The sequence below is a fragment of the Chryseobacterium aurantiacum genome, assembly GCF_003020585.1.
Lineage (GTDB): Bacteria > Bacteroidota > Bacteroidia > Flavobacteriales > Weeksellaceae > Chryseobacterium > Chryseobacterium aurantiacum.
The window spans coordinates 402,185-424,441 of the sequence record NZ_PXUE01000001.1 but is presented as its reverse complement, the minus strand read 5'-3'; the positions used below and the strand labels follow the sequence as shown (position 1 = coordinate 424,441).

Genomic DNA, 22,257 nt, shown 5'->3' with positions numbered 1-22,257 from the left:
CAACTGAGAACTCTATGGATAAGGTAATTATATTTTCAGCACCGTCTGGAAGCGGAAAAACTACACTGGTAAAACATTCTCTGGAAACATTTCCTGAACTTGAATTTTCAATTTCCTGTACTACGAGACAGCCAAGAGGAAGTGAAGTTCATGCAGTGGACTATCATTTTTTATCTCCTGATGAATTCAGACAGAAAATTTCTGAAGATGCTTTTGTAGAATATGAGGAAGTATACACTGATAAATATTACGGTACTTTAAAATCTGAAGTGGAAAAGATCTGGAATCAGGGAAAAGTTGTTATTTTTGATGTAGATGTAAAGGGAGGAATTTCCTTAAAAAAATACTTCGGAGAAAAAGCATTGTCTATTTTTATAGAACCCCCTTCCATTGAGGAACTGGAACGAAGATTGATTACAAGAAATACAGATGATGCAGAAACCATCAAAACCCGTGTAGAAAAGGCAGAAGAAGAAATGTCCTATGCCGGCGAGTTTGATAAGATTGTGATTAATTCCGATCTGGATGAAGCTAAAAAAGAAATAGAAAGTTTAATAAAAAGTTTTATCAACAATTAATAGCTGGAAGATGGAGGTCAGAAAATGGAAGCAATACACTCCCATTTTTATCTAACTTCTAATTTCTAATCTCTAATTTCTGATAATAAAAAACATTGAGGTTGATATGAGTACCGAAACATTAGAAAAAGCTAAATCTGCAATTCCTGTAAAAGGATTTCTGGATATAAAAGATATAGCAATTCCTCAGGGAGAAGAATTGGTAAAAGCCATTCTAAAACTTAAGGAAGAAAAAAATGCTGTAATCCTTGCCCATTATTACCAACCGGGAGAAATTCAGGACATCGCTGATTTCCTTGGAGATTCTCTACAATTGGCAAGACAGGCAAAAGATACCAATGCTGACATGATTGTATTCTGCGGGGTGCACTTCATGGCAGAGGCTGCTAAAATTCTGAACCCAACTAAAAAAGTAGTTCTTCCAGACACCATGGCCGGATGCTCTCTTGCAGACGGATGTTCAGGCGAAGGATTGAGAAAAATGCGTGAGCAGCACCCGAATGCCTTAATCGCAACTTACATTAACTGTAATGCTGAAACAAAGGCAGAAAGTGATATCATCGTAACAAGCTCAAACGCTGAAACGGTAATTGAAGCGCTACCAACCGACAGACCTATCATTTTTGCACCGGATAAAAACCTTGGAAGATATTTATCTAAAAAGACCGGTCGTGATATGATCCTTTGGGATGGAAGCTGTGTAGTACACGAAGCATTTTCTATGGAAAGAATTGCCAAGCAGTTGGCAGACAATCCGGACGCTAAAATGATTGCACACCCGGAAAGTGAAGAAGCTGTTCTAAAATTGGCTCACTTCATTGGTTCTACTTCTGCTCTACTTAACTTTGTAGAAAAAGATGACTGCCAAAAATTCATCATTGCTACTGAAGAAGGAATTCTTCATGAAATGAGAAAGCGCGCACCACACAAAGAATTAATTCCAGCTTTGGTTTTTGACGAAAGCTGTAACTGTTCCGAGTGTTTCTACATGAAACGCAATACGATGGAAAAATTGTACTTATGCATGAAGTACGAGCTTCCTGAAATTCTTATTGACGAAGAATTAAGATTAAGAGCATTAAAACCAATTGAGGCTATGCTTGATCTTTCCAAAAGCATAAAATAATTTTTTCGTTTTTGAATATTTATTACATTTAGCATTCAAACTAATAATAAATATGAAAAATCTTAAAAAATTAAACCGAGAAAATCTTAAAAGAGTAAACGGTGGAGCAGGAAATTTCTGCAACTTTTGTGAAATACATGAAACCTGTGGATCAGGATGCAATGGAGAATCAATTTGTATTCCAAAAGGAGAACATTTCCCTCCTAATTGTTAATAAAATTAAAGCACTGTTTTTACAGTGCTTTTTTATTTTAATGAATCGTGTTATTAAGAAACGCCACCATCCATGCATTCTATACTTACAATCACACACATTTTGCAGCGGAAAGGAAGCGCATTATAAGCATCACATGGCGCATCAGTAGGTCCATTTCCATAAGTAGTATTTCTTGGACACCCGCTGCAGCCTGGTCCTGCTGCCCCATTGAGTTGTTCAAGTTCTTTTCTGTTTAATTTCTTTAGATTTTTCATAGTGGTTTTAATTTTTTGTATTAGATACTGAATTCTTCTTAAGAATGAATTAGTTTAAATCTTTAATTATAAAAATCGGAATAATCCGGACCATAGCAATCGGCACTTACATCAACACAATTTCTACAGTTTGGAGATAATGCCCAATAGCTGGAGCAACTATTCGTATATTCAGGGCCGTCTCCATAATTTCCTCCGGTTGGGCAACCTGCACATCCTGCCATTCCCTTACCGTTGATATTTTTTAGTTTTGTTCTTGATAACTTTTTCATATTATTTATTTTTATAAGTTATGTTTATTGCAGGTATCAGAATATATACTTCACTATAATTTAGGATCATAGCAAGTTCCACCCGGTTTTAAGGAGCATCCCCATCTTCCACCTCCTTTGAAGCACACAAACTGTGCACCTCCACAAGCTTCTATTTGCATGTCTGTAACACCTCCATTGATGGTTTTCTTTTGTTCTCTTGATAATTTTTTAATTGCTTTCATGATATTTTAATTTTGATGTTAATGAGAAGCATAGAACATTATTTTACAATGCTGTTCTATACCTTAAAGAATTAATAAGGACCAAAACAATCCATGCTTACCAGCACTCTTAGTTTACAGCACTCTGGTAGGCCCATAAATTCTCCACACGATTTTGGTTCATTCGGACCATAAGGACCCGGAGGACAAGACTCATTACAATTTCTTATTCCTCCTCCATTAATTGATTTTAGGTTCTCTCTGTTAATTTTTTTTGAATTTTTCATGATTAATTTTAATTATAGTTTGAATATAAATGTAAGATTTTTAATCAATTACACCAAGTATTTCTCTAAAAAAGGAATTATTAATTTATTATGTTAAAAGTTTGTTATTCCAAAATAATTTGTACATTTGTTTCACTACAATGAATTTTTTAAGAAACATATCTGATATTTCTGCCCTGAAGTCACCTATTTCAGGCATATCTTCTGTTTCTACATTCACAACTACAACGACTACCCCATAAAGGGGTAAATTTTCACATATTATTTTCGGGACCCTATACTCTTTTTTTAAAGAGTAACCATTCTTCTTTCTCTAACCTCAAATAAATAATTGATGAAAATTTTAAAATTCGGTGGAACATCAGTCGCCAATTCTCTGAATATACTTCTCGTGGAAAACATTATAAGAAAAGAATCCCTGCAAGACAGGATTGTCGTTATCGTATCAGCACTTCACGGAGTTACAGACCAACTCATTAAAGCAGCAGAATATGCTTCTTCCAAAGATGAAAGTTATTTGCAAATAGTAAAAAATCTTGAAGAAAAACATTTAACCCTAGTTAAAGATCTTATCCCCATTTTAGAGCAAAGTTCATGGCTAAGCTTCGTTAAAAAACACTTCAATGACATAGAAGATCTATACAACGGAATTTTTGTTTTGGGTGAACTTACAGACAGGATCAAGGACAAGGTTGCTTCATACGGAGAATTTTTGTCCTCCCATATCATTGCTTCAAGACTGCAATATCAAAACCTTGACTGTGTTTGGATGAATTCTGCCGATCTTATCAGAACAGACAGCAATTTTACCCATGCAAAAGTCAATTCTGACGTTACCGAAAAAAACATTAGGACTTATCTTAATGACCACTCAAACCGTATCATCATAGGGCCCGGATTCATAGCCCGTGATGATAAAAACAACGCAACAACACTAGGACGTGGAGGCTCAGACTATACAGCTTCCCTTATTGCTGCTGCCGTTCATGCTAAAGAACTTCAGATCTGGACAGATGTAAGTGGGATGATGACTGCCGATCCACGTCTGGCTTCCAATGCGAAACCCATTTCGGAAATATCTTATCATGAAGCCATGGAACTTTCTCATTTTGGAGCAAAAGTTCTTTATCCGCCATCCATTCAGCCTGTCATGGTGAAAAATATTGATCTTAAAATCAAAAATACTTTTAATCCCATCGCCAAAGGAACTTTGGTTTCTCATAATCTGGAAATTCTGGAGAATGAAAAACAACAAGTAGCGGTAGGAGTTTCAAATATGAGCAATATTGCCCTGCTTACTCTGGAAGGCAGTGGAATGGTTGGTATTCCCGGTATTTCAGCAAAATTATTTCAATGTCTTAGCCAAGAGAAAATCAATATTATTCTTATTACACAAGGTTCATCGGAACATTCCATTACCCTTGCCATTCATGAGAAAGATAAGTCTGTTGCTGAAAGTGCCATCAATTCCTCATTTGCAGATGATATCAGCCTAAAGAGAATTGCTCCTGTTAATATTGAAAGTGGGCTTTCCATTGTGGCAATCGTAGGTGAAAGCATGAAAAGTAAAAGTGGTGTAAGTGCGAAAATGTTCGGATGCCTCGGAAATAACGGAATCAATATAAGAACAATTGCCCAAGGTTCCTCAGAAAGGAATATCAGCATTGTCATTTCAGAAAAGGATACAAAAAAAGCGGTAAATGTCCTCCATGAAGAATTTTTTGAATCGGAAATAAAACAAATTCACCTTTACATCTGTGGAACCGGTAATGTAGGCTCAAAGCTTATTCAGCAGATCTATGAACAGAATCAGTATCTGAGAGAAAATTTTTTAATTAATTTAAGAATCGCAGGATTATCCAACAGTCGCAAAATGATCTTTTCAGACAAAGGAATCTCCGAGCACGAGTACCTCAACTGGAATGAGTCAGGGATAGAATCCTCTCCACAGCATTTTGCTACAGAAATCATTTCCCGAAATTTGAGAAATTCTGTTTTTGTAGATATTACAGCCAGTTCTGATATTCCGGAAGTGTATGAAAAACTACTGAAAAGAAGTATCAATATTGTAGCCTGCAACAAAATTGCCGCTTCATCGGACTTTGAAAGGTATAAAACCTTAAAAAATACAGCCCGAAGTCATAATTGCAAATTCTACTTTGAAACCAATGTAGGTGCAGGTCTTCCGGTAATAGGCACCATCAATGATCTTATTAAAAGTGGGGATAAAATAACTTCCATTGAAGCTGTACTAAGCGGAACATTAAATTTTGTATTCAATAATTATGATGGAAGCAGAACATTTTCGGAAGTAGTAGCCCAAGCCCAAAAAGAAGGATATACAGAACCGGATCCAAGGCTGGATTTATCAGGAACTGATGTCGCCCGTAAAACTTTAATTCTTGCCAGAGAAGCCGGATACCCACTTCAATTGGAAGAAATTGAAAATATAGGATTTCTACCTGAAGCGTGCATGCAGGGAAGCGTAGAACATTTCTATGAAAAACTTTCAGAATATGAAGATCATTTCAGAACACTTCTTAAAGAAGCAAAAAGAGAGGGCAAAATATTAAAGTATGTTGCCGAATTTAAGGATGGAAAAGCAAAAGTAGGCCTGCAGCATGTTGCTCCGGAAAGTGATCTTTTTCACCTCTACGGAAAAGACAACATTGTTATTTTTAAAACTTTAAGATATTCAGAGCAGCCGTTGGTCATAAAAGGGGCTGGTGCAGGAGCTGAAGTAACGGCAAGTGGAATTTTTGCAGACATTATACGTTCAATTTAAAAACATAAAAATGAAAAAGATAAAATTAAAAATTCCGGCTACAGTAGCCAATATGGTATGTGGGTTTGACATTTTGGGAATGGCCATACATGAGCCTTATGATGAAATGGAAATCACATTATTGGAAACTCCGGAAATCATCATCAAACATAAGGATCAATTTAAACTTCCCGAGGAACCCTCTAAAAATGTTGCCGGAGTTGTACTTCTGAAAATTCAGGAACATCTGAACTTAAATCAAGGTTTCGAGGTTGTGATTCATAAGCACATAAAACCAGGAAGCGGGCTTGGCTCCAGTGCGGCTAGCGCCGCCGGAGCCGCACTGGGAGCCAATATTTTATTAGGAAATATTTTTACTAAGGAAGAAATGATTCATTTTGCCATGTTTGGAGAGGAACTCGCTTCCGGGGTTCGCCATGCAGACAATATTGCCCCGTGCATTTATGGAGGTATCACATTGGTGAAATCAACCTACCCTATTGATATTATTCCCCTGAATGCACCTGATTTATTTGTAGCAGCAGTACATCCTCAGGTTGAGGTAAAAACATCAGACTCCCGACAGATTCTAAAGAAAAATATCACTCTGAAAAGTGCGATTGAGCAGTGGGGAAATATTGCAGGACTTGTAGCAGGCATTCAGAAAAATGATTTCCCTTTGATTGGTAGAAGCCTTAACGATGTCATTATAGAACCTATACGAAGCATTTTAATTCCAAAATTTGATGAAATTAAAATGAAAAGCATTCAATTGGGTGCATTGGGAGGAGGAATTTCCGGATCAGGACCTTCCATTTTCATGTTGGCTGAAGAAAAGGAAACAGCCGAAAAAATTGCTTCCCAGATGAAGTCCGTGTATGACGAAATCAATATTGAAAGCTTTGTATATGTTTCAAAAATAAATCCAACTGGGATTGAAATCGTTGAAGAATCCAAATAATACTAAAAAAACAAATGAAATATTATAATTTAAAAGACAGTCAGGAAAAAGTTGATTTCAGAACTGCCACAATAAGAGGTCAGGGAAAAAGCAAAGGATTATTTTTTCCGGAAAACATTCCACAGTTTGAAGAGGAATTTATCCAAAATCTTCATCAATATTCTGACGAGGAAATTGCCTACCGATGCATGAAAGATTTTATAGGAGATGAAATTCCATCAGAAGTACTACAGGAGATCATCTCTGAGACCATTAGCTTTCCTATTCCTTTACAGAAGATCAATGACAGGATTTCAATCCTTGAGCTTTTCCATGGGCCTACCCTTGCATTTAAAGATATTGGAGCCAGATTTATGAGCCGATGTCTTTCATACTTTTTGAAAGATCAGCAGAAAAAAGTGACAGTTCTTGTTGCGACTTCCGGAGATACAGGGGGTGCCGTTGCTCATGGATTCTATGGCATTCCGGAAATTGACGTTGTTATTCTTTATCCTAAAAACAGAGTAAGCATGGTTCAGGAAAAACAACTTACGGCATTGGGTAAAAATATTTTTGCATTGGAAGTCAAAGGCAGCTTTGATGATTGTCAGGACCTGGTAAAGCAGGCTTTCGCAAATGAGGAAATTAATCAACAATTATTTCTAACCTCAGCTAACTCTATCAATATTGCGAGATGGCTTCCACAGCAGATTTACTATTTATTGGCTTTAAAACAATGGCAAAAAACGGAAAAAGAGTTACCCGTAATCTGTGTTCCCAGTGGAAATTTTGGAAATATTTGCGCTGGACTTCTCTCTCATCTTCGTGGAATTCCGGCTGAACATTTTATTGCTGCCTGTAATGCCAATGATGTGGTTCCCGAGTATTTAAAAACTCAAAATTTTAAGCCTAAAAAAGCTTTAGCCACATTATCTAATGCAATGGATGTAGGGGATCCCAGCAACTTTGTGAGAATTATGGAACTCTTTGGGCAGAACTTTGACTCGTTAAAAAATAAAATATCCGGTTATTCGGTTAATGATGAAGAAACAATGAATACCATTACAGAAGTTTATGAAAAATATAAATACACTCTTGAACCTCACAGTGCAGTAGCTTTCTCTTCCATGGAGCAATATTTGAGTGAAAATCCTGGAAAAAAGGGATTCATCTTAGGAACAGCCCATCCGGTAAAGTTCCCTGATGCTGTAGAAAAAGCCATCAAAGTAAAAATTGAAATTCCTGAATCTTTGAATGACTTGATGAAAAAGGAGAAAAAAACTGTAGAAATAAACTCCGATTTTGAAGAATTAAGCCGATTTTTGCTTGATAAAAATTAAATGTAATGAGCAAAATATATCTTGAAGATGTAAAAATATATGCCTACCATGGAGTGCTGCCTGAGGAAAACATTATTGGAACGTATTATATTTTAAATGCAGAGCTCCATACCGACCTGTGGAAAGCCGCAGGGTCTGATGACCTGAATGATACCATCAGCTATGCAGACCTTAATGACATTATCCACCATGAAATGAAAATAAAGTCTCAACTGTTGGAGCATGTGGCTGGAAGAATTATTTCAACAATGCATGCTCGCTTTTCACAAATCGATTATATTAAATTAAAAATAACCAAGACTGCTCCCCCAATGCAGGGAGAAATGAAAGGGGCCAGCATTGAACTGGAAAAAAGCTTTAAGCCGGAAAATTAAAATTCTTATTTTCGTTTTATAAAAAAATACAAAATTGAAACTCGTTAAAATATTATTCTTAGTAGCATTTATCAACGCCTTTGGCCAATCTGGAGTTGATAATCAATTGGCAAATTATAATTTTCCAAAGATCAAATCCAGTATTACTATGCCGGTAACTATTCCTCTTTCGGAACTGAGTAACATGATTAATGCCTCTGTGAAAGACTTGGTTTATCAGGACGATTCTTATACCGATAACAATAACGATCAGTTTAAGGTAAAAGTCTGGAAAACCAGACCGATCCGTTTGGTAGGAGGAACCAGCCAAAATCTGTTGATTGAAGTTCCTTTAAAAATCTGGGCAGAAAAGGGCATTGGAACATTGGGAGTTTACAGCTATCAGAATACAACCTTTGAAACTGTAATGTCCTTTAACACCACCGTTACTTTTAAAAATAACTGGACCATTACAACCTCTACACGGCCAAATGGTTTCAGATGGGTGACCAAACCCGTACTGGATTATGGAAGAATACAAATACCTATTACTCCAATTGTAGAGAAAAGCCTCAAGGAGCAACAGGAGAAATTTTGTAAAACCATAGATCAGCAGATGGCTACTCAACTGAATTTCCAGCAATATGCTGTGATGGCATGGAATACCTTTTTGCAGCCATTTAATATTTCTGAAGAATACAATACATGGTTGAAGATAAGCCCGATGGGGGTTAATATTACTCCATTAAAATTTTACGGAAACCAGATCAATGCAACGTTGGGTATTGATATTTACTCTGAAACTTTCACAGGAAATAAACCCGTAGCTTCCCAACCTGTGGCCTCGGCTACCAACTTTAACTTCTCTCCTACTGTTGCAGATAAGTTTCTCCTGCAAACCACCGCCAACATTCCTTTTACAGAGGCTAGCAATATGGCCAGAAAGACTTTCTTAAATAAGGAATTTGACATCAGGGATTCAAAGGTAAAAGTAACAGACATTAGAGTCTATGGTTTGGATAACAGAGTTGTTATTGAGGCGCAGACGGATGGATATATAAAGGGAACAGCTGTTATTTCCGGAATTCCGGTATATGATGAAGCCAAAAGAAAAATTGTTTTGTCTGATACCAAGTTCAAATTGAAAACCATGAATATTCTTCAAAAAACAGCTTCTCTCCTTTTTCAGGGGAAAATTGTAAAAATGATTGAAGAGGAATACGGAATTCCTACTCAGGAATTGGAAGAAACATCCAGAAAAAGTATTGAAGATGCCTTTAATAAAGAATATTATAAAGGTTTAAAAATGAGTGGAAAGGTATTTAACCTGAAGCCAAGCAAAATACTACTAAACAACACAGGCATTACAGCAGTCATTGATACCAATGCCTCATTAAAATTACTTGTTAACGGATTTTAAAATAATAAATAAAACTCCACTTAAAAAAACTAATACCCCCAATGAAAAGAATTCTAAATGTTGTTGAATACAATAAGGCTTCGTTATGGACTAGGTTTGCGAACAATTTCATAGACCTTATAATCCATATATATTATCAATTATCTCATCGCTATTTTTTTCAATTTCCTTTATAAAATAACTTCGATTGAGTTTTTCTACTTCTATAGTAATGGCAGTATTTTATGGAGCCTTTTTATTGGAAATTTCAACTATTGTCTTTATTTCTTTCTAATGGAAAACTATTTAGACGGGAGAACCATCTCAAAATATATCACAGGAACTAAAGTAATCAGTACAGATGGCACTAAACCCACTACTCAACAAATGATTTACAGAACTCTTTCCAGAATTGTTCCTTTTGATGGAATATCATTTCTTGGGGTAAACGGATGGCACGACAGCTGGAGCTATACAAGAGTAATTAATGTTAAAAATTATATTGCTGAAAATCAATCAAAAAGCGAAATTGATAGTTTGGGAAAGAAAGAAATTGCATGAAAACTTTTGTTCATAAAGAAATTTCGCTATATTTGCACACCTCAAAAATGGTAAAACATGGTACTTTGGCCGAGCGGCTAGGCAGTGGTCTGCAACACCATCTACAGCGGTTCGAATCCGCTAGGTACCTCTTCAAAACCTCTAAATAAAATTTAGAGGTTTTTTTATTTCTTACATTCTCTTTTAAATTCAAAAAAAGACCATTCTGCAGAACTTAATCGCTTTAAAATACCTTTTCAATAAATTTATAAATTCAATTCATTTCATCCAGAAAAAGAAAATACGGTATTACATTAGAGACACCCTAAAGAATAAAAGCTTAATTCTTTTTTAATCTACAATTTCAACTTAATCTATAGGAACAAAAAAAATCCTCGGAAATTCCGAGGATAAAAACTAATAACCATGAAAACTCAAATTAAACATGAGTTGCGTTTGTATATTGAAAAATCGTGCCAAGAATTACAAATTTTGAAAAAAAATTGGTTTCTATCCCCTAAGATCAGCTACCTTATTTTTTATTTTTACAACCTTATTAACATACATTATAATAATTTTATCAAAACAATTAATTATATAAAATTAAAAACAACACAACAAAATAAAATTTAATAAATAATTAATAATCGAAAAATAAATGAAATTTGTATAATTCATGAATTAAAAAAATAATTCATAAAGCAAAATTGGACTTAAATTCTGCTTTTGAGGAGTCAATATTTTTAATTTTAATCTAAAAAACCAAAAGACCTCCCATTCAGGAGGCCTAAAAAACACAAATGATGAAAAAAATCTATTTAGATAAATCTAAACAGAATATTGTAGTATGCTTTCCTTTATTTTTCATATAAAATTTAAAACTTCAGGATAAGCCATTATATATAACTGTATATTGATTAAAAAAATCCTCATTTCGAGGATTGGTAAATTTAGATAAATATTTTGTTTTTCACAAAGTTATTCCTCCCATGTAATGGGAACATATACCGTAATGTATCCATCGGCATCTACATTTGCCTCAGAAACTGTAGCAACTACCGTTCCATAACCTACCCAGCCTCCCTGGCCCTGAATTCCGGAAAAAGCATACGTTCCTGCCGGAAGATCCTCCTCAGAATACTGTGGAAGTATGGTATTATACCCATTATTGCTATAGTACGTCTCTCCGGTCACTGTATTTTCTGCAATAAAACCTCCCAAATCAAATCCTGAACCTGAAAGAATTTTTGTTCCACTCTTTGACAAAAGACCATAACGAACTTTAAAAGTCTGTGTTTTTGAATCTTTATGAGATACTTCTGAACGAACTTTAGATTGACCTTCAATAACCTCCGTAGAAGAAAAAGAAGTAGTAACAGCCAGTAATCCTACAACAGCTGCAACTGTAAAAATTGTTTTTTTCATATTTAAAGTAATTTGATACTCAAAAATAGTCAACATAAATGAATTCAACAAAAACTAATGATTAACTATACTTTACAATTACTTATAACAAAAAAATTCCCCGGAAATACCAGGGAACTATGATGAATCTTGTTTAGAAGATTAATTTTCAAATTTGAAAACTGTAAACATATCGACAAACTCTGTGCCTAAATGATCAATAAACCTCCTATTTCACCTGAAATTTGTCAGGATTTAAAAGTTATTAATAGTATCAATCTCAACTTTAACGTTTTTTAACTGAAACTTGGCTTCATAATTGAAAATAAAATAGATCTAGAGTCGTTTTGGCTTAAGCTTATTAAAATTTGAATTATGAAAAAGATAGTATTAACAGGTTTTTTATCCGTCTTTTTATTGACGGCCTGTAAGAAGGATGACACAGTTGCTGAAAAATCACTGGAAGTACAAAAACTTGAATTTCAAGCAAGACAGCTTGAAATAGAAAAGCAAAAACTTGCCATTGAGAAAGAAAAGCTCGTATATGAGGCTCAAAAAAAATCAGACAGCATCTCTGAAAGCAAAAAAGCTAAAGCTGCTGCTGATAATAATTCAAAACCAAAGGTGATAAGAGAAACCAGAACTGTATACCGCGACAGAAGTTCTAATTCTAACTCTGGAGGAGGAAGCAACGGAGGTTATGCAGATAACGGAAATGGATCTTCACAAGGAACCACCCAAAAAAAAGGAATGAGTAAAGCGGCTAAAGGAACTATCATTGGTACCGTAGGTGGTGCAGCTGCCGGCGCAATCATTGCCAAGAAAAACAGAGGTCTTGGTGCCGTAATTGGAGGTGTAGTAGGTGGAGCCACAGGATATACTATTGGTAGATCACAAGACAGAAAAGACGGAAGAGTACAACCCCGCAGATAATTTTTTTTACAATAAAATATAAAGATTGCTTATTTTTAGGCAATCTTTTTTTTTATGATACTAATCCTGTTTTCTTCAATTTTTATCGTTCCGGTCTTAATGGGACTGGGTACAATTATGGAGAAAATCTTCGGAATTTTATTTCGCGGGATTTCAGGCAAAATTCTTTTGGGAATAATGGGGGTAAGTCTTACGTGGAACGTCACTTCATTTTTTATCCCTTTGAATATTTATGTAGAAATTATAACTGTTCTGCCAGGACTATTCTATTTCTTTAAAGAAAAACTTTATCTGGAGTTTTATCGGTTGACAAAAAAAGAAATTACTTTAGGCGTCATTATTTCTGTCATCATTCTATTATCCGGTTCATACTATCCTTATATATTGGATCATTTCGGATACTATGTTCCAACCATCAAATGGCTTACAGAATATGGATTGATAAAAGGAATTTCCAATCTGGACTTTATCTTAGGACAAATGTCTGTATGGCACATTTTTCAGGCTGGTTTTTCAAATTTCTCAGATCCTTTTTTAAGAATCAACACCATCCTGCTGATCGTCTATACCCTTTATAGTATGGAGAGAAAAAACTGGATCCATCTATGCTTTCTCCCTATTTTACTATTATTCTCACAGTCGCCCAGTCCCGACCTTCCCGTTATTGCATTTTCTTTGATTATTTTAAATGAAATTCTATCAGGAAACAAAAACACATCTCTTCTATTTGCTTTTTCAGTTTTTGTTTTCATCATAAAACCTACCATGATTTGGGTACCAATATTCGTTTTCCTGAACGGTATTATTGTTTTAAAATCAGGGTTCAAAAAATTTCTTTTCGGAAGTTCAATTTTGTTTTTATTCTTTATTAAAAATATCTGGACATTCGGCTATCCAATATTTCCGGTGGCAATAATTGACTTGGGTTTTAACTGGAAGCCTAATCCTGAAGTTTTAAAAATTTCGTCACAATACGCCATTATGAAAACCTATGATATGCAGTACTCTTATGAAGAAATTCAAAGGTTTTCTACATTTGATCATATTAAAAACTGGTTCTTTCTGAAAGGCATCAAATCGGTAATTAATATTTTGTTCATTCTCAGCTTACTTATTTTTTCAGTATTTACTTGGATAAAGAAAAGAAAACTGATCACTCTGATTTGTATTTCTCTACTAATAAAAACGATATTCGTTCTTGCTTTCTCAGCACAGTACAGATTTTTCATCGATGTTTTTTTTGTAATATTCCTTGTCTTCTTTCATCAATATTTTGACAAAAGAAAATCACTGATTGTTTTTTCCGGACTCAGTTTACTTTTTATTTCAATATTGTCCTTTCCCAGCTTTATTCAACAATCCATTCCAAGTTTCCGCCTGGGAAGCTTCATGGCTGGATTCAAAAAGGAACAGCTTTATCAGCCCTCAACCTACCAATATCATCAATTCAATAGTTTTAAGGTGGGAAATTTAAATTTCAATGTTTCTAAAAATTACCCCTATAATTTTGACACCCCTCTTCCGGCCATCTCCGGCAGCTTTATTTTTGATGATGTGAAAGCTCAGATTTTCCCTCAGTTTATTGACAAAAATGACATAAGAAAAGGATTTATCTGGAAAAAGATGACTCCTGAGGAGAAAAAGGAAGCTACAACAGTGATCAATAATATCGAAAACGTTGATAAATAGAACAAATCCAGAAACTTTATTATCTGAAGAAAAAAAGGTAATTTTGTATCATGTTCAATTCATTAGGTAATCTTCTTAGTCTTACAACATTTGGAGAAAGTCACGGAGTGGCTTACGGCGGTATCATCAATAATTTTCCGGCAGGTTTAACGGTAGATCTCGATAAAGTTCAATATGAACTGGGACGAAGAAAGCCCGGCCAGTCTGCTATTGTTACTCAAAGAAAGGAAAGCGACACTGTAAAGTTTCTTTCTGGGATCTTTGACGGAAAAACAACAGGTACCCCCATTGGTTTTATCATTGAAAACGAAAATCAGAAATCAAAGGATTATGACCATATTGCAGGAGCATATCGTCCTAGCCATGCTGATTTTACGTATGACCAAAAATTTGGTTTTAGGGATCATCGTGGTGGTGGAAAATCTTCTGCAAGAGAAACCATGAACTGGGTAGTAGCTGGAGCTCTTGCCAAACAACTTTTACCGGAGATAGAAATCAATGCTTACGTTTCTTCCGTAGGTGATATTTTTTGTGAAAAACCTTACCAGGCTTTAGATTTTTCTAAAACTGAAAGCAATGATGTACGTTGTCCGGATGCTGAAACGGCAGAAAAAATGATTTCCAGAATTAAGGAGATCAAAAAAGAAGGCAATACCATTGGCGGAACGATTACCTGCGTGATCAAAAATGTTCCTGTAGGAATAGGTGAACCCATATTTTCAAAGCTTCAGGCAGAACTAGCAAAAGCAATGCTGAATATTAATGCCTGCAAAGGTTTTGAGTATGGAAGCGGATTCTGTGGAGCCAAAATGACAGGAAAGGAGCATAATGATGCATTCAACACTGATTTTACTACAAAATCTAATCTATCAGGTGGTATTCAGGGTGGTATTTCTAATGGAATGGATATCTACTTCCGTGTAGCATTCAAACCTGTAGCCACTATTTTAAGACCTCAGGACAGTATAGATAAGGATGGAAATCCTGTTATTGTAGAAGGTAAGGGGCGTCATGATCCATGTGTAGTACCCAGAGCTGTTCCTGTAGTGGAAAGCCTTGCTGCATTTGTATTGGCAGATTTATTTTTGATCAATAAAACAAGAAACATCAATAATTTTTAATATAAATATTTTTGGTAATGAAAAATTACTGGGATCAGGGAATTTCTTTTGAAGAGTATCTTCAAATAGCAAACAAAAGATTAGAGAATCCTGCCAACGAACAGGAACTTGAATATAAACAATACTATGAGCTTGGGCTTCAGAGAATGGACAGAACTATAAAAAAGTATGTCCCAGATGAAGAACAACTAAAAGAATTGGCAGCCAAAAACTTTGACGGAAAAATTCTAGTTATTTCCGAAGCTTGGTGTGGCGATGCCAGTGCAACCGTTCCTGCATTATTCAAATTCTTTGAAGGACATAATGAAATCAGAGTATTTTTAAGAGATAGTGACAAAAGCTTAATTAACCAGTTTTTAACCAACGGAACGGAATCTATTCCTAAAGTTCTTATTCTGGATAAGGATTTTAATGTAAAAAATTCTTGGGGACCTCGTCCCAAGTATGGGTATGAACTACTAATGAAATACAAAGCGGATCCGGAAGGGTATCCAAAAGAGACATTCTATAATGATCTACAGGTATACTATGCCAAGAACAGAGGAAAAGATGCTGTTCAGGAAATTTTAGATCTGCTATAAAAACGGCTTATGAAAAAAGGTATCATTTTTATTGTACTAATTGTCATCATCGGTATCATTGCGATTGTACCGGGAGTAAGGAATTTTCTGAAAAATCAGTTTTTTCCTATTGCTACCATTGAAAATGCGGTGCATGTAGGTGAAGAAGACTACGATATTGACCTTAAAGGAATCAATGCACCCAGCACCAATCTTAAAAACTTTAAGGATAAGGCTGTCTTCCTGAACTTCTGGGGAACGTGGTGCCCACCATGCAGAAAAGAGTGGCCTTCCATTCAAAAGCTGTATGATTCCAGGAAAGGAAATGTAGACTTTGTTCTTATTGCCATGAATGATAAGGAGGAAGATGTAAGAAAATTTTTAAAGGAAAATAATTATACAGTTCCAGTATACATCGCCCAAAGTCCTATTTCTGAGAAAATTCTTCCTAAAGTATTTCCTACTACTTTCCTTTTGGATAAGACCGGGAGAATCCTTATTAAGGAAGATGCATCCAAGGATTGGGACACAGAGTCTGTGCATCAATTCATTGACAATATTATAAAATAATTTTTTAACTAAATTTTATAATTTGTTGGTACAGGATTTGTGAAATTTATAGCATTGAAAAATTTATTTAAATCCAAACACAAAATGAAATATTCAAAATTAAATCTTGCAAAAGAAGCTATCAGTCACAAGGGCTTTGTAAAAAAGATCCCTGATATTTTCAGAATGGTAAAACTATGGAGAAAAGGAGTTTATCCAATAAAATCCATTGACATTATTCTTCCTCTGTTAGGAATTCTATATGTCATCTCTCCTATTGACCTTCTTCCTGAATTTGCCATACCGGTACTTGGAGTAATGGATGATTTGGCTGTATTGTCACTTACCATTCCAAAGCTCATTAAAGAGGTAGACAAATTTTTAATGTGGGAAGCTGAACAAAGATATAAGGGTACCCAAGTCATTGATGCTGAAATCGTAAAACAATAGTTTATTATATTTTTCAAACCATTCTGTAAGTTACAGGATGGTTTTTTATTTATCAAATGAACGATAAATTTTTAAGCCTTATTTCAAATCCTTAAATTTGCAATATCTAATAAAAAATAATGGAAAGTAAAAAAGAATTCTTCTTAGAGTGCTACAAGCTAGGTATCATTAAATTCGGAAGGTTTACCTTGAAAAGCGGTATTGAAAGCCCGTTTTATGTAGACCTGAGACCTTTAGCCTCAGATCCTAAAATCTTAAAAAATCTTGCTAATTATTTACTGGAAATGCTTCCTTTGGATAATTTTGATTTAATCTGTGGAGTTCCTTATGCTGCCCTTCCTATGGCTACTGCAATGTCATTGGAGAGCTATATTCCATTAATTATTAAAAGAAAAGAAGCGAAGAGCTACGGTACAAAAAAGCTGATCGAAGGAATTTACCAGAAAGGACAAAACTGTCTTTTGGTAGAAGATGTGATCACTTCAGGAAAATCTTTGTTAGAAACCATTCCTGAAATAGAACAGGAAGATCTTAAAGTTTCTGACATTGTGGTGGTACTAGACAGAGAACAAGGTGGAAAACAACTTTTAGAAAGCAAAGGATATAGAGTACACACTCTTTTCAACATTTCTGAAGTATGTGACATTCTTCAGCAAACCGGAGAATTGTCTGATGAGGAGGTAAAAAGAATTCAGGACTTCCTGCAAGGAAATCACATTCAGTTTGAAGAAGAAACCAGATCTTCTTATGAGCACAAGCTTCAGAATGCACAACATTCTGTTTCAAAAAAATTACTGGAAACCGCTTTGGCTAAAAAATCTAACCTTATTGCTTCTGCAGATGTAACCACTACTCAAGAGCTGTTGAATTTTGCTGAAAAAGTAGGACCTCACATTGTTGCTTTAAAAACGCACATTGATATTATTTCAGATTTTGATTACGAAAAAACGATTACTCCTTTAAAAGAAATTGCTGCAAGACATCAATTCCTATTAATGGAAGACAGAAAATTTGCAGACATCGGAAATACTCAGGAATTACAATTTACAAGCGGAGTTTTTAAGATTACAAACTGGGCTGATTTTGTAACCTCTCAGGTTATCGGAGGTTTTGAGTCTTTAGACTGTTTCAATAATGTAGGTGTAGTAGCAATTGTTGGGATGTCTTCCAAAGGGACTTTAACCACTGCCAGCTATCGTGAAGAAGCATTAAAGGTGGCTTTATCTCATCCTAACGTAATTGGGGGAGTTTCTCAGAATAAAATTCCGGAAGACCTATTGTTATTCACTCCAGGAGTAAATCTTGCAGACTCAGGGGATGGAAAAGGGCAACAATATAATACGCCTGAACACGTTTTCAAAACCCTTCATACTGATTTTATCATTGTAGGAAGAGGAATCTACAAGTCTGATAATCCGGAAGTATCTGCTGTTACCTATAAAACGGAAGGGTGGAACGCTTATATTAATTCTTTGGAAAAAAAAGCAATTCAGGGTTAAAATCTTATAAAGTATATACAAAATAAGTTATATTTGAGCTTTATCACGGATATTTGAAAAAGATCAGCATTTGCCTTATTTTGTTTTGGGGAGTTGTACAGGTTTCTGCACAGAAAGACAGTATTTATATTGAGGCTAAACTGTCTCCTGACAGGAAATCTTTGGAAGTCAATCAGGAAATTGTTTATTACAATCATTCTGACAAAGACCTGCATACTGTAAAACTTCTGAATTGGGTTTCTGCCTATAACAAGCGCGGAACATCTTTAGTCTACAGAAAACTGGAAGACAGAAACAATGATTTGCATTTTGCTAAGAATGATGAACTGGGAAAACTTGTGGAACTGAATATTAAAAATTCAGAAAATCAGCAAATTCCCGTCAATACCTTTTCGGATGAAAATCTTTTTCTCCCTCTGAATGAAGCATTAAAACCTGGCGAGAGCATTACTCTACAGCTTCAATACAAGATGTTGCTTCCCGATAAAAAATTTACGGGATACGGAACATCTTCCCAGATGACTGCATTAAAATATTTCTTTATTGTTCCGGATCATTTTGATCCGGACAATATTTCTCAAAATAATTATCACGACATTGAGGAACCTGTAAGTTTCAATACTTTTTGGACTGTAAATTTTGATATTCCTGTCAATAATTTCATTGAAGGAAACCTACCTCAGGTTCAAATGAATTCTTTTAAAGGATATCTGGATTCCGATCCTGAATTTTTAATTTCACAAACTGCCTATCCCTCTATAATAACTAACGTTGAAGGGAGCAGTACTGTAATTAAATTTGGGTATAATCTTAAACCTGAAGAGAAACAAAATCTTGAATTTTACCTGCCTCTCCATTTAAAGTTTCTTAAGGAAAAAATAGGTTTTCTGCCGGAAAGCATATTCATTTCAGAAAAATTTAAAGCCAAGGAAGATTTTTTCGGGAATAATGATATCACTTTCTGGAAATTCAGATTCCAGTTATTTAATGATGCTGAAAAAACCGACCTCGATTATTTTGGAATTATTACAAAAAAAATTCTTGATGAGAATATTACTGCAGATAAGCAAAAAGATCATTGGTTTAAAAATGGTTTAAAATCATATATTGAGATTCAATACCTTAATAAATTCTATAAAGACACTAAGCTTTTGGGTACATTACCAGAGGCAAAATTATTTGGTCTCAAACCTTTAAAATTATTTCACGCTTCAAAAGTCAAGCTTCTGGACCGATATGGTTTAGCCTATCAATACATCATGCTTCAAAATCTGGATCAGAAAATTGACGAAAACTTTGCTGTATTAAGTAATTTTAACGACATGGCTATCAGTAGTTTTGAAACAGGAAGTCTTTTCAATTATTCAGCTGATAAAATAGGTGGTTCTACTTTCGATGATCTTATAAAAACTTATATCTCTCAAAATTCAGGGAAGAAAATCAATCCGGAAGACTTTTTGAAAGAGTTGTCTAAAAAAGATAAGTCCACAAATTACCTTACAGATTTTTTTAAACAGAAAAACAGGGTTAACTTTAAGCTGAAGCGCATTCAGAAAGAAAGTGATTCCCTGCACATCAAAATAGCCAGAAATACAGATGCCCCAATTCCTGTAAAACTGGAAACAGAAACCAGACAGGGAGAAAAAAAAGAATATTGGGTTGAAACTGAAGAAAACGAGAGAATCAAGGATTTTCCTCTTCCTGCATCAGACAATATTTATAAAATTACTTTAAACAACGGATATATTTTCCCAGAGTCTAACTATCGGGACAATTTTCTGTATGCAAAAGGAATATTTTCGAATACAAAAAAGATTAAGCTTAAGCTGATAAAGGATATTCCCAATCCTGAATACAATGAAATTTATATCAGCCCGAGAGTTCGTTTCAATAATACCTATGATAAATTCCTTTTGGGAGTTAATTTAAAAAATCAATCATTTTTTGATCAAAAATTTCTGTACTCATTTACTCCCACGTACAGTACTGGTACCGGAAAACTAACAGGTTCGGGAGCGGCTTCTTATTCTTTTCTACCTGCTGAAAGTATTTTCCGAAGCCTCACGTTTGGAGCTTCAGGTTCTTATTTTCATTATGATTATGGATTAGCTTATAGAAAAGGATCCTTATTTTCTAATTTCAACTTTAGAAAGAACCCTAGAAGTACGGTTAGTAGAAGTGTAGGATTTTCCTATAATTATTTTGAAAGAGATTTAAGTCCTCTTATGATTGCCAATGATGACTATAAAAAATATAATCTTTGGAGCGTAGGATATGGATATAGCGACAATCAGATGATTCATGAAAAAAGTTTCAGTCTGAGCGCACAGGGAATGGAAGACTTTAATAAGATTACTGCGGAAGGGTTTTATAGATGGGAATTTGCTCCTAAACAGAAATTAAGTCTTCGACTATTTGCCGGATATTTCCTAAGAAACGATACCCGAAACAACTTGTTTGATTATGGAATTTCCAGGGTTTCAAACTATACATTTTCCTACAATCTTTTAGGGGAAAGTGCCAGCAGCGGACTTCTGTCGCAACAGTTTATTCTAGCCGACGGAGGGTTTAAGTCATTTATCCCCGGTACTGTTAACCAATGGATCACATCTGCCAATGTGGATTCCAGCGTTTGGAAAATTTTTCATGTTTATGCTGATGCAGGAATATATAAAAACAAAGATATGCCTGCAAAATTCATTTGGGACACCGGAGTTAAGGTGAGAATCATTCCGGATTTCCTGGAGGTTTATTTCCCTATACAATCTTCCTTAGGGTTTGAACCATCATTCAAGGATTATGCAAAGAGAATCAGATACACCTTGGTTCTTAATCTTGGATCAATCATCAACGCAGCGAGAAGAGGATGGTATTAAAATAAAAGAACAGCTTACAGTAAGCTGTTCTTTCTTTATCAAATTTATTTAAAAACTAATCTTTAATGATTTTTTGTGAAATAGGAGCATTATTAATTGTTCCTGTTACAATATATGTTCCCTTGGGAAGTTCTGTAATATCAAGATAGGTGGCAAATTTTGTGGGCGCTTTTTTAACAACTTGTCTAAATGTATCATATAATTTCACATCCTTTACTTCCATTCCGAAGACAATTCTGCCATCTTTTATAAATGGGTTCTGTACAAAGCCTGACTTAGCTGACCCTTCAAGGGAAAAGTCCAACATATTATCACTATTACCCTCCATGTTTCTTTTGATTGCTACCGTTGATGTTGGAGAAGGAGCAGGCCCATCTCCTTTAAATTGATCAGCGTTGGCACCATAGCCTACAAAATCTAATACGTTGGAAGAAGCAGGATTTGTAACCTGAACAATATTCCCTGCCAAAGCAATCTTTCCGGAGACGCTTGATATTCTAATCCCTGTAGTTTTATTAGTACTTCCATCAAAATTAGTAATGTTGGTTGCTATAAAATCAGGTGTTGGCAAGCTTTCAGTTCCTCCCTCTATTGCAGCTTCCTGAATAAGATACGTTTGCTCAGGACCCAGTGTAAAATCCGGTAAGGTATGATATTGAGTAAAAGCACCTATTGCCGGAGCATACTGTATACTGGCACCCGTTAAGGAAACCAGCGTCGTGCCTATATTTTTAAGCACAATATAATTATTCTTTAAAATAGCTCCTGAACTAGCATTGCCGCCATAGATCTCATTGATCACAATTTGTGCATTTGCTGAGGCTGTCACCCATATTAATCCAACAATAGTAAAGATTTTTTTCATCATAATAATTTTAGAGGTAAGTTGTGGTAAAAATATCA

The 22,257-nt window shown here is 35.0% G+C and carries 23 protein-coding genes and 1 tRNA gene; 18 read left to right on the top strand and 6 right to left on the bottom strand.

The annotated features are described in order from the left end of the window. The first annotated feature begins 14 nt into the window (after window positions 1-14). From gmk to C7D53_RS21280, 3 genes are all read left to right on the top strand, one after another. A complete protein-coding gene (gmk, locus tag C7D53_RS01900) occupies window positions 15-578 on the top strand; it encodes a guanylate kinase (RefSeq protein WP_106914708.1) in 564 nt (187 codons plus the stop codon). Window positions 579-684: 106 nt separating this feature from the next. Continuing rightward, window positions 685-1,704 (top strand): quinolinate synthase NadA, encoded by a 1,020-nt coding sequence (gene nadA, locus C7D53_RS01895; RefSeq protein ID WP_106914707.1) that lies wholly within the window; start codon window positions 685-687, stop codon window positions 1,702-1,704. A gap of 52 nt (window positions 1,705-1,756) precedes the next feature. Then, entirely contained in the window at window positions 1,757-1,918 is a 162-nt protein-coding gene (locus tag C7D53_RS21280; protein ID WP_438829981.1) for a bacteriocin-like protein, read from the top strand. Between the two features lie 53 nt (window positions 1,919-1,971). Here the strand turns inward: C7D53_RS21280 and C7D53_RS20815 are convergent, their stop codons facing one another. The 4 genes from C7D53_RS20815 to C7D53_RS21275 form a co-directional block, all read right to left on the bottom strand. Next, window positions 1,972-2,175: a bacteriocin-like protein gene (locus C7D53_RS20815; protein WP_162926055.1), complete on the bottom strand. Its 204-nt coding sequence runs from the start codon at window positions 2,173-2,175 to the stop codon at window positions 1,972-1,974. Window positions 2,176-2,237: 62 nt separating this feature from the next. After that, the gene (locus C7D53_RS01885; RefSeq protein ID WP_106914706.1) at window positions 2,238-2,447 is read right to left on the bottom strand and encodes a hypothetical protein; all 210 of its coding nucleotides are present in this window, start codon (window positions 2,445-2,447) and stop codon (window positions 2,238-2,240) included. A gap of 53 nt (window positions 2,448-2,500) precedes the next feature. Then, window positions 2,501-2,671 (bottom strand): bacteriocin-like protein, encoded by a 171-nt coding sequence (locus C7D53_RS20810; protein WP_162926054.1) that lies wholly within the window; start codon window positions 2,669-2,671, stop codon window positions 2,501-2,503. Between the two features lie 71 nt (window positions 2,672-2,742). Further along, a complete protein-coding gene (locus C7D53_RS21275) occupies window positions 2,743-2,937 on the bottom strand; it encodes a bacteriocin-like protein (RefSeq protein ID WP_106914705.1) in 195 nt (64 codons plus the stop codon). Between the two features lie 334 nt (window positions 2,938-3,271). Here C7D53_RS21275 and thrA point away from each other — a divergent pair, with 334 nt between their 5' ends. The 7 genes from thrA (at window position 3,272) to C7D53_RS01845 (ending at window position 10,424) form a co-directional block, all read left to right on the top strand. Then, on the top strand, window positions 3,272-5,722 hold the full coding sequence (thrA, locus tag C7D53_RS01875) for a bifunctional aspartate kinase/homoserine dehydrogenase I (RefSeq protein WP_106914704.1): 2,451 nt from the start codon (window positions 3,272-3,274) through the stop codon (window positions 5,720-5,722). 10 nt (window positions 5,723-5,732) lie between these two features. Next, entirely contained in the window at window positions 5,733-6,662 is a 930-nt protein-coding gene (locus C7D53_RS01870; RefSeq protein ID WP_106914703.1) for a homoserine kinase, read from the top strand. 14 nt (window positions 6,663-6,676) lie between these two features. Beyond that, a complete protein-coding gene (gene thrC / locus C7D53_RS01865; protein ID WP_106914702.1) occupies window positions 6,677-7,981 on the top strand; it encodes a threonine synthase in 1,305 nt (434 codons plus the stop codon). A gap of 5 nt (window positions 7,982-7,986) precedes the next feature. Beyond that, a complete protein-coding gene (folB, locus tag C7D53_RS01860; RefSeq protein ID WP_106914701.1) occupies window positions 7,987-8,355 on the top strand; it encodes a dihydroneopterin aldolase in 369 nt (122 codons plus the stop codon). Window positions 8,356-8,389: 34 nt separating this feature from the next. Next, window positions 8,390-9,754: a DUF4403 family protein gene (locus C7D53_RS01855; RefSeq protein WP_106914700.1), complete on the top strand. Its 1,365-nt coding sequence runs from the start codon at window positions 8,390-8,392 to the stop codon at window positions 9,752-9,754. Between the two features lie 126 nt (window positions 9,755-9,880). Continuing rightward, window positions 9,881-10,294: an RDD family protein gene (locus C7D53_RS01850; RefSeq protein WP_106914699.1), complete on the top strand. Its 414-nt coding sequence runs from the start codon at window positions 9,881-9,883 to the stop codon at window positions 10,292-10,294. Window positions 10,295-10,353: 59 nt separating this feature from the next. Beyond that, a tRNA-Cys gene (locus C7D53_RS01845) sits at window positions 10,354-10,424 on the top strand. Window positions 10,425-11,251: 827 nt separating this feature from the next. Here C7D53_RS01845 and C7D53_RS01840 read toward each other — a convergent pair. After that, window positions 11,252-11,698, bottom strand: a complete 447-nt coding sequence (locus tag C7D53_RS01840; protein ID WP_106915545.1) for a hypothetical protein — start codon at window positions 11,696-11,698, stop codon at window positions 11,252-11,254. 354 nt (window positions 11,699-12,052) lie between these two features. On the opposite strand from C7D53_RS01840, the gene C7D53_RS01835 reads away from it, so the two are divergent. From C7D53_RS01835 to C7D53_RS01800, 8 genes are all read left to right on the top strand, one after another. Further along, window positions 12,053-12,610, top strand: a complete 558-nt coding sequence (locus tag C7D53_RS01835) for a YMGG-like glycine zipper-containing protein (RefSeq protein ID WP_106914698.1) — start codon at window positions 12,053-12,055, stop codon at window positions 12,608-12,610. A gap of 54 nt (window positions 12,611-12,664) precedes the next feature. Next, on the top strand, window positions 12,665-14,299 hold the full coding sequence (locus C7D53_RS01830; RefSeq protein WP_106914697.1) for an LIC_10190 family membrane protein: 1,635 nt from the start codon (window positions 12,665-12,667) through the stop codon (window positions 14,297-14,299). 50 nt (window positions 14,300-14,349) lie between these two features. After that, entirely contained in the window at window positions 14,350-15,420 is a 1,071-nt protein-coding gene (gene aroC / locus C7D53_RS01825) for a chorismate synthase (protein ID WP_106914696.1), read from the top strand. A gap of 17 nt (window positions 15,421-15,437) precedes the next feature. Next, window positions 15,438-16,001, top strand: coding sequence for a thioredoxin family protein (locus tag C7D53_RS01820; RefSeq protein ID WP_106914695.1), 564 nt, complete (start codon window positions 15,438-15,440; stop codon window positions 15,999-16,001). Window positions 16,002-16,010: 9 nt separating this feature from the next. Beyond that, window positions 16,011-16,550, top strand: a complete 540-nt coding sequence (locus tag C7D53_RS01815; protein WP_106914694.1) for a TlpA family protein disulfide reductase — start codon at window positions 16,011-16,013, stop codon at window positions 16,548-16,550. 84 nt (window positions 16,551-16,634) lie between these two features. Next, window positions 16,635-16,979, top strand: coding sequence for a YkvA family protein (locus tag C7D53_RS01810; RefSeq protein ID WP_106914693.1), 345 nt, complete (start codon window positions 16,635-16,637; stop codon window positions 16,977-16,979). Window positions 16,980-17,098: 119 nt separating this feature from the next. After that, window positions 17,099-18,478 (top strand): orotidine-5'-phosphate decarboxylase, encoded by a 1,380-nt coding sequence (gene pyrF, locus C7D53_RS01805; protein ID WP_106914692.1) that lies wholly within the window; start codon window positions 17,099-17,101, stop codon window positions 18,476-18,478. A gap of 53 nt (window positions 18,479-18,531) precedes the next feature. Further along, the gene (locus C7D53_RS01800) at window positions 18,532-21,354 is read left to right on the top strand and encodes a gluzincin family metallopeptidase (RefSeq protein ID WP_228422145.1); all 2,823 of its coding nucleotides are present in this window, start codon (window positions 18,532-18,534) and stop codon (window positions 21,352-21,354) included. Between the two features lie 55 nt (window positions 21,355-21,409). On the opposite strand, the gene C7D53_RS01795 is transcribed toward C7D53_RS01800, so the two are convergent. Continuing rightward, window positions 21,410-22,219, bottom strand: a complete 810-nt coding sequence (locus tag C7D53_RS01795) for a lamin tail domain-containing protein (protein ID WP_106915544.1) — start codon at window positions 22,217-22,219, stop codon at window positions 21,410-21,412. Between the last annotated feature and the right edge of the window lie 38 nt (window positions 22,220-22,257).

Bases quoted from the DNA above. Each gene is read 5' to 3' on its own strand.
- gmk (WP_106914708.1), top strand. From the start codon at position 15: ATGGATAAGGTAATTATATTTTCAGCACCGTCTGGAAGCGGAAAAACT.
- nadA (WP_106914707.1), top strand. From the start codon at position 685: ATGAGTACCGAAACATTAGAAAAAGCTAAATCTGCAATTCCTGTAAAA.
- C7D53_RS21280 (WP_438829981.1), top strand. From the start codon at position 1,757: ATGAAAAATCTTAAAAAATTAAACCGAGAAAATCTTAAAAGAGTAAAC.
- C7D53_RS20815 (WP_162926055.1), bottom strand. From the start codon at position 2,175: ATGAAAAATCTAAAGAAATTAAACAGAAAAGAACTTGAACAACTCAAT.
- C7D53_RS01885 (WP_106914706.1), bottom strand. From the start codon at position 2,447: ATGAAAAAGTTATCAAGAACAAAACTAAAAAATATCAACGGTAAGGGA.
- C7D53_RS20810 (WP_162926054.1), bottom strand. From the start codon at position 2,671: ATGAAAGCAATTAAAAAATTATCAAGAGAACAAAAGAAAACCATCAAT.
- C7D53_RS21275 (WP_106914705.1), bottom strand. From the start codon at position 2,937: ATGAAAAATTCAAAAAAAATTAACAGAGAGAACCTAAAATCAATTAAT.
- thrA (WP_106914704.1), top strand. From the start codon at position 3,272: ATGAAAATTTTAAAATTCGGTGGAACATCAGTCGCCAATTCTCTGAAT.
- C7D53_RS01870 (WP_106914703.1), top strand. From the start codon at position 5,733: ATGAAAAAGATAAAATTAAAAATTCCGGCTACAGTAGCCAATATGGTA.
- thrC (WP_106914702.1), top strand. From the start codon at position 6,677: ATGAAATATTATAATTTAAAAGACAGTCAGGAAAAAGTTGATTTCAGA.
- folB (WP_106914701.1), top strand. From the start codon at position 7,987: ATGAGCAAAATATATCTTGAAGATGTAAAAATATATGCCTACCATGGA.
- C7D53_RS01840 (WP_106915545.1), bottom strand. From the start codon at position 11,698: ATGAAAAAAACAATTTTTACAGTTGCAGCTGTTGTAGGATTACTGGCT.
- C7D53_RS01835 (WP_106914698.1), top strand. From the start codon at position 12,053: ATGAAAAAGATAGTATTAACAGGTTTTTTATCCGTCTTTTTATTGACG.
- C7D53_RS01830 (WP_106914697.1), top strand. From the start codon at position 12,665: ATGATACTAATCCTGTTTTCTTCAATTTTTATCGTTCCGGTCTTAATG.
- aroC (WP_106914696.1), top strand. From the start codon at position 14,350: ATGTTCAATTCATTAGGTAATCTTCTTAGTCTTACAACATTTGGAGAA.
- C7D53_RS01820 (WP_106914695.1), top strand. From the start codon at position 15,438: ATGAAAAATTACTGGGATCAGGGAATTTCTTTTGAAGAGTATCTTCAA.
- C7D53_RS01815 (WP_106914694.1), top strand. From the start codon at position 16,011: ATGAAAAAAGGTATCATTTTTATTGTACTAATTGTCATCATCGGTATC.
- C7D53_RS01810 (WP_106914693.1), top strand. From the start codon at position 16,635: ATGAAATATTCAAAATTAAATCTTGCAAAAGAAGCTATCAGTCACAAG.
- pyrF (WP_106914692.1), top strand. From the start codon at position 17,099: ATGGAAAGTAAAAAAGAATTCTTCTTAGAGTGCTACAAGCTAGGTATC.
- C7D53_RS01795 (WP_106915544.1), bottom strand. From the start codon at position 22,219: ATGAAAAAAATCTTTACTATTGTTGGATTAATATGGGTGACAGCCTCA.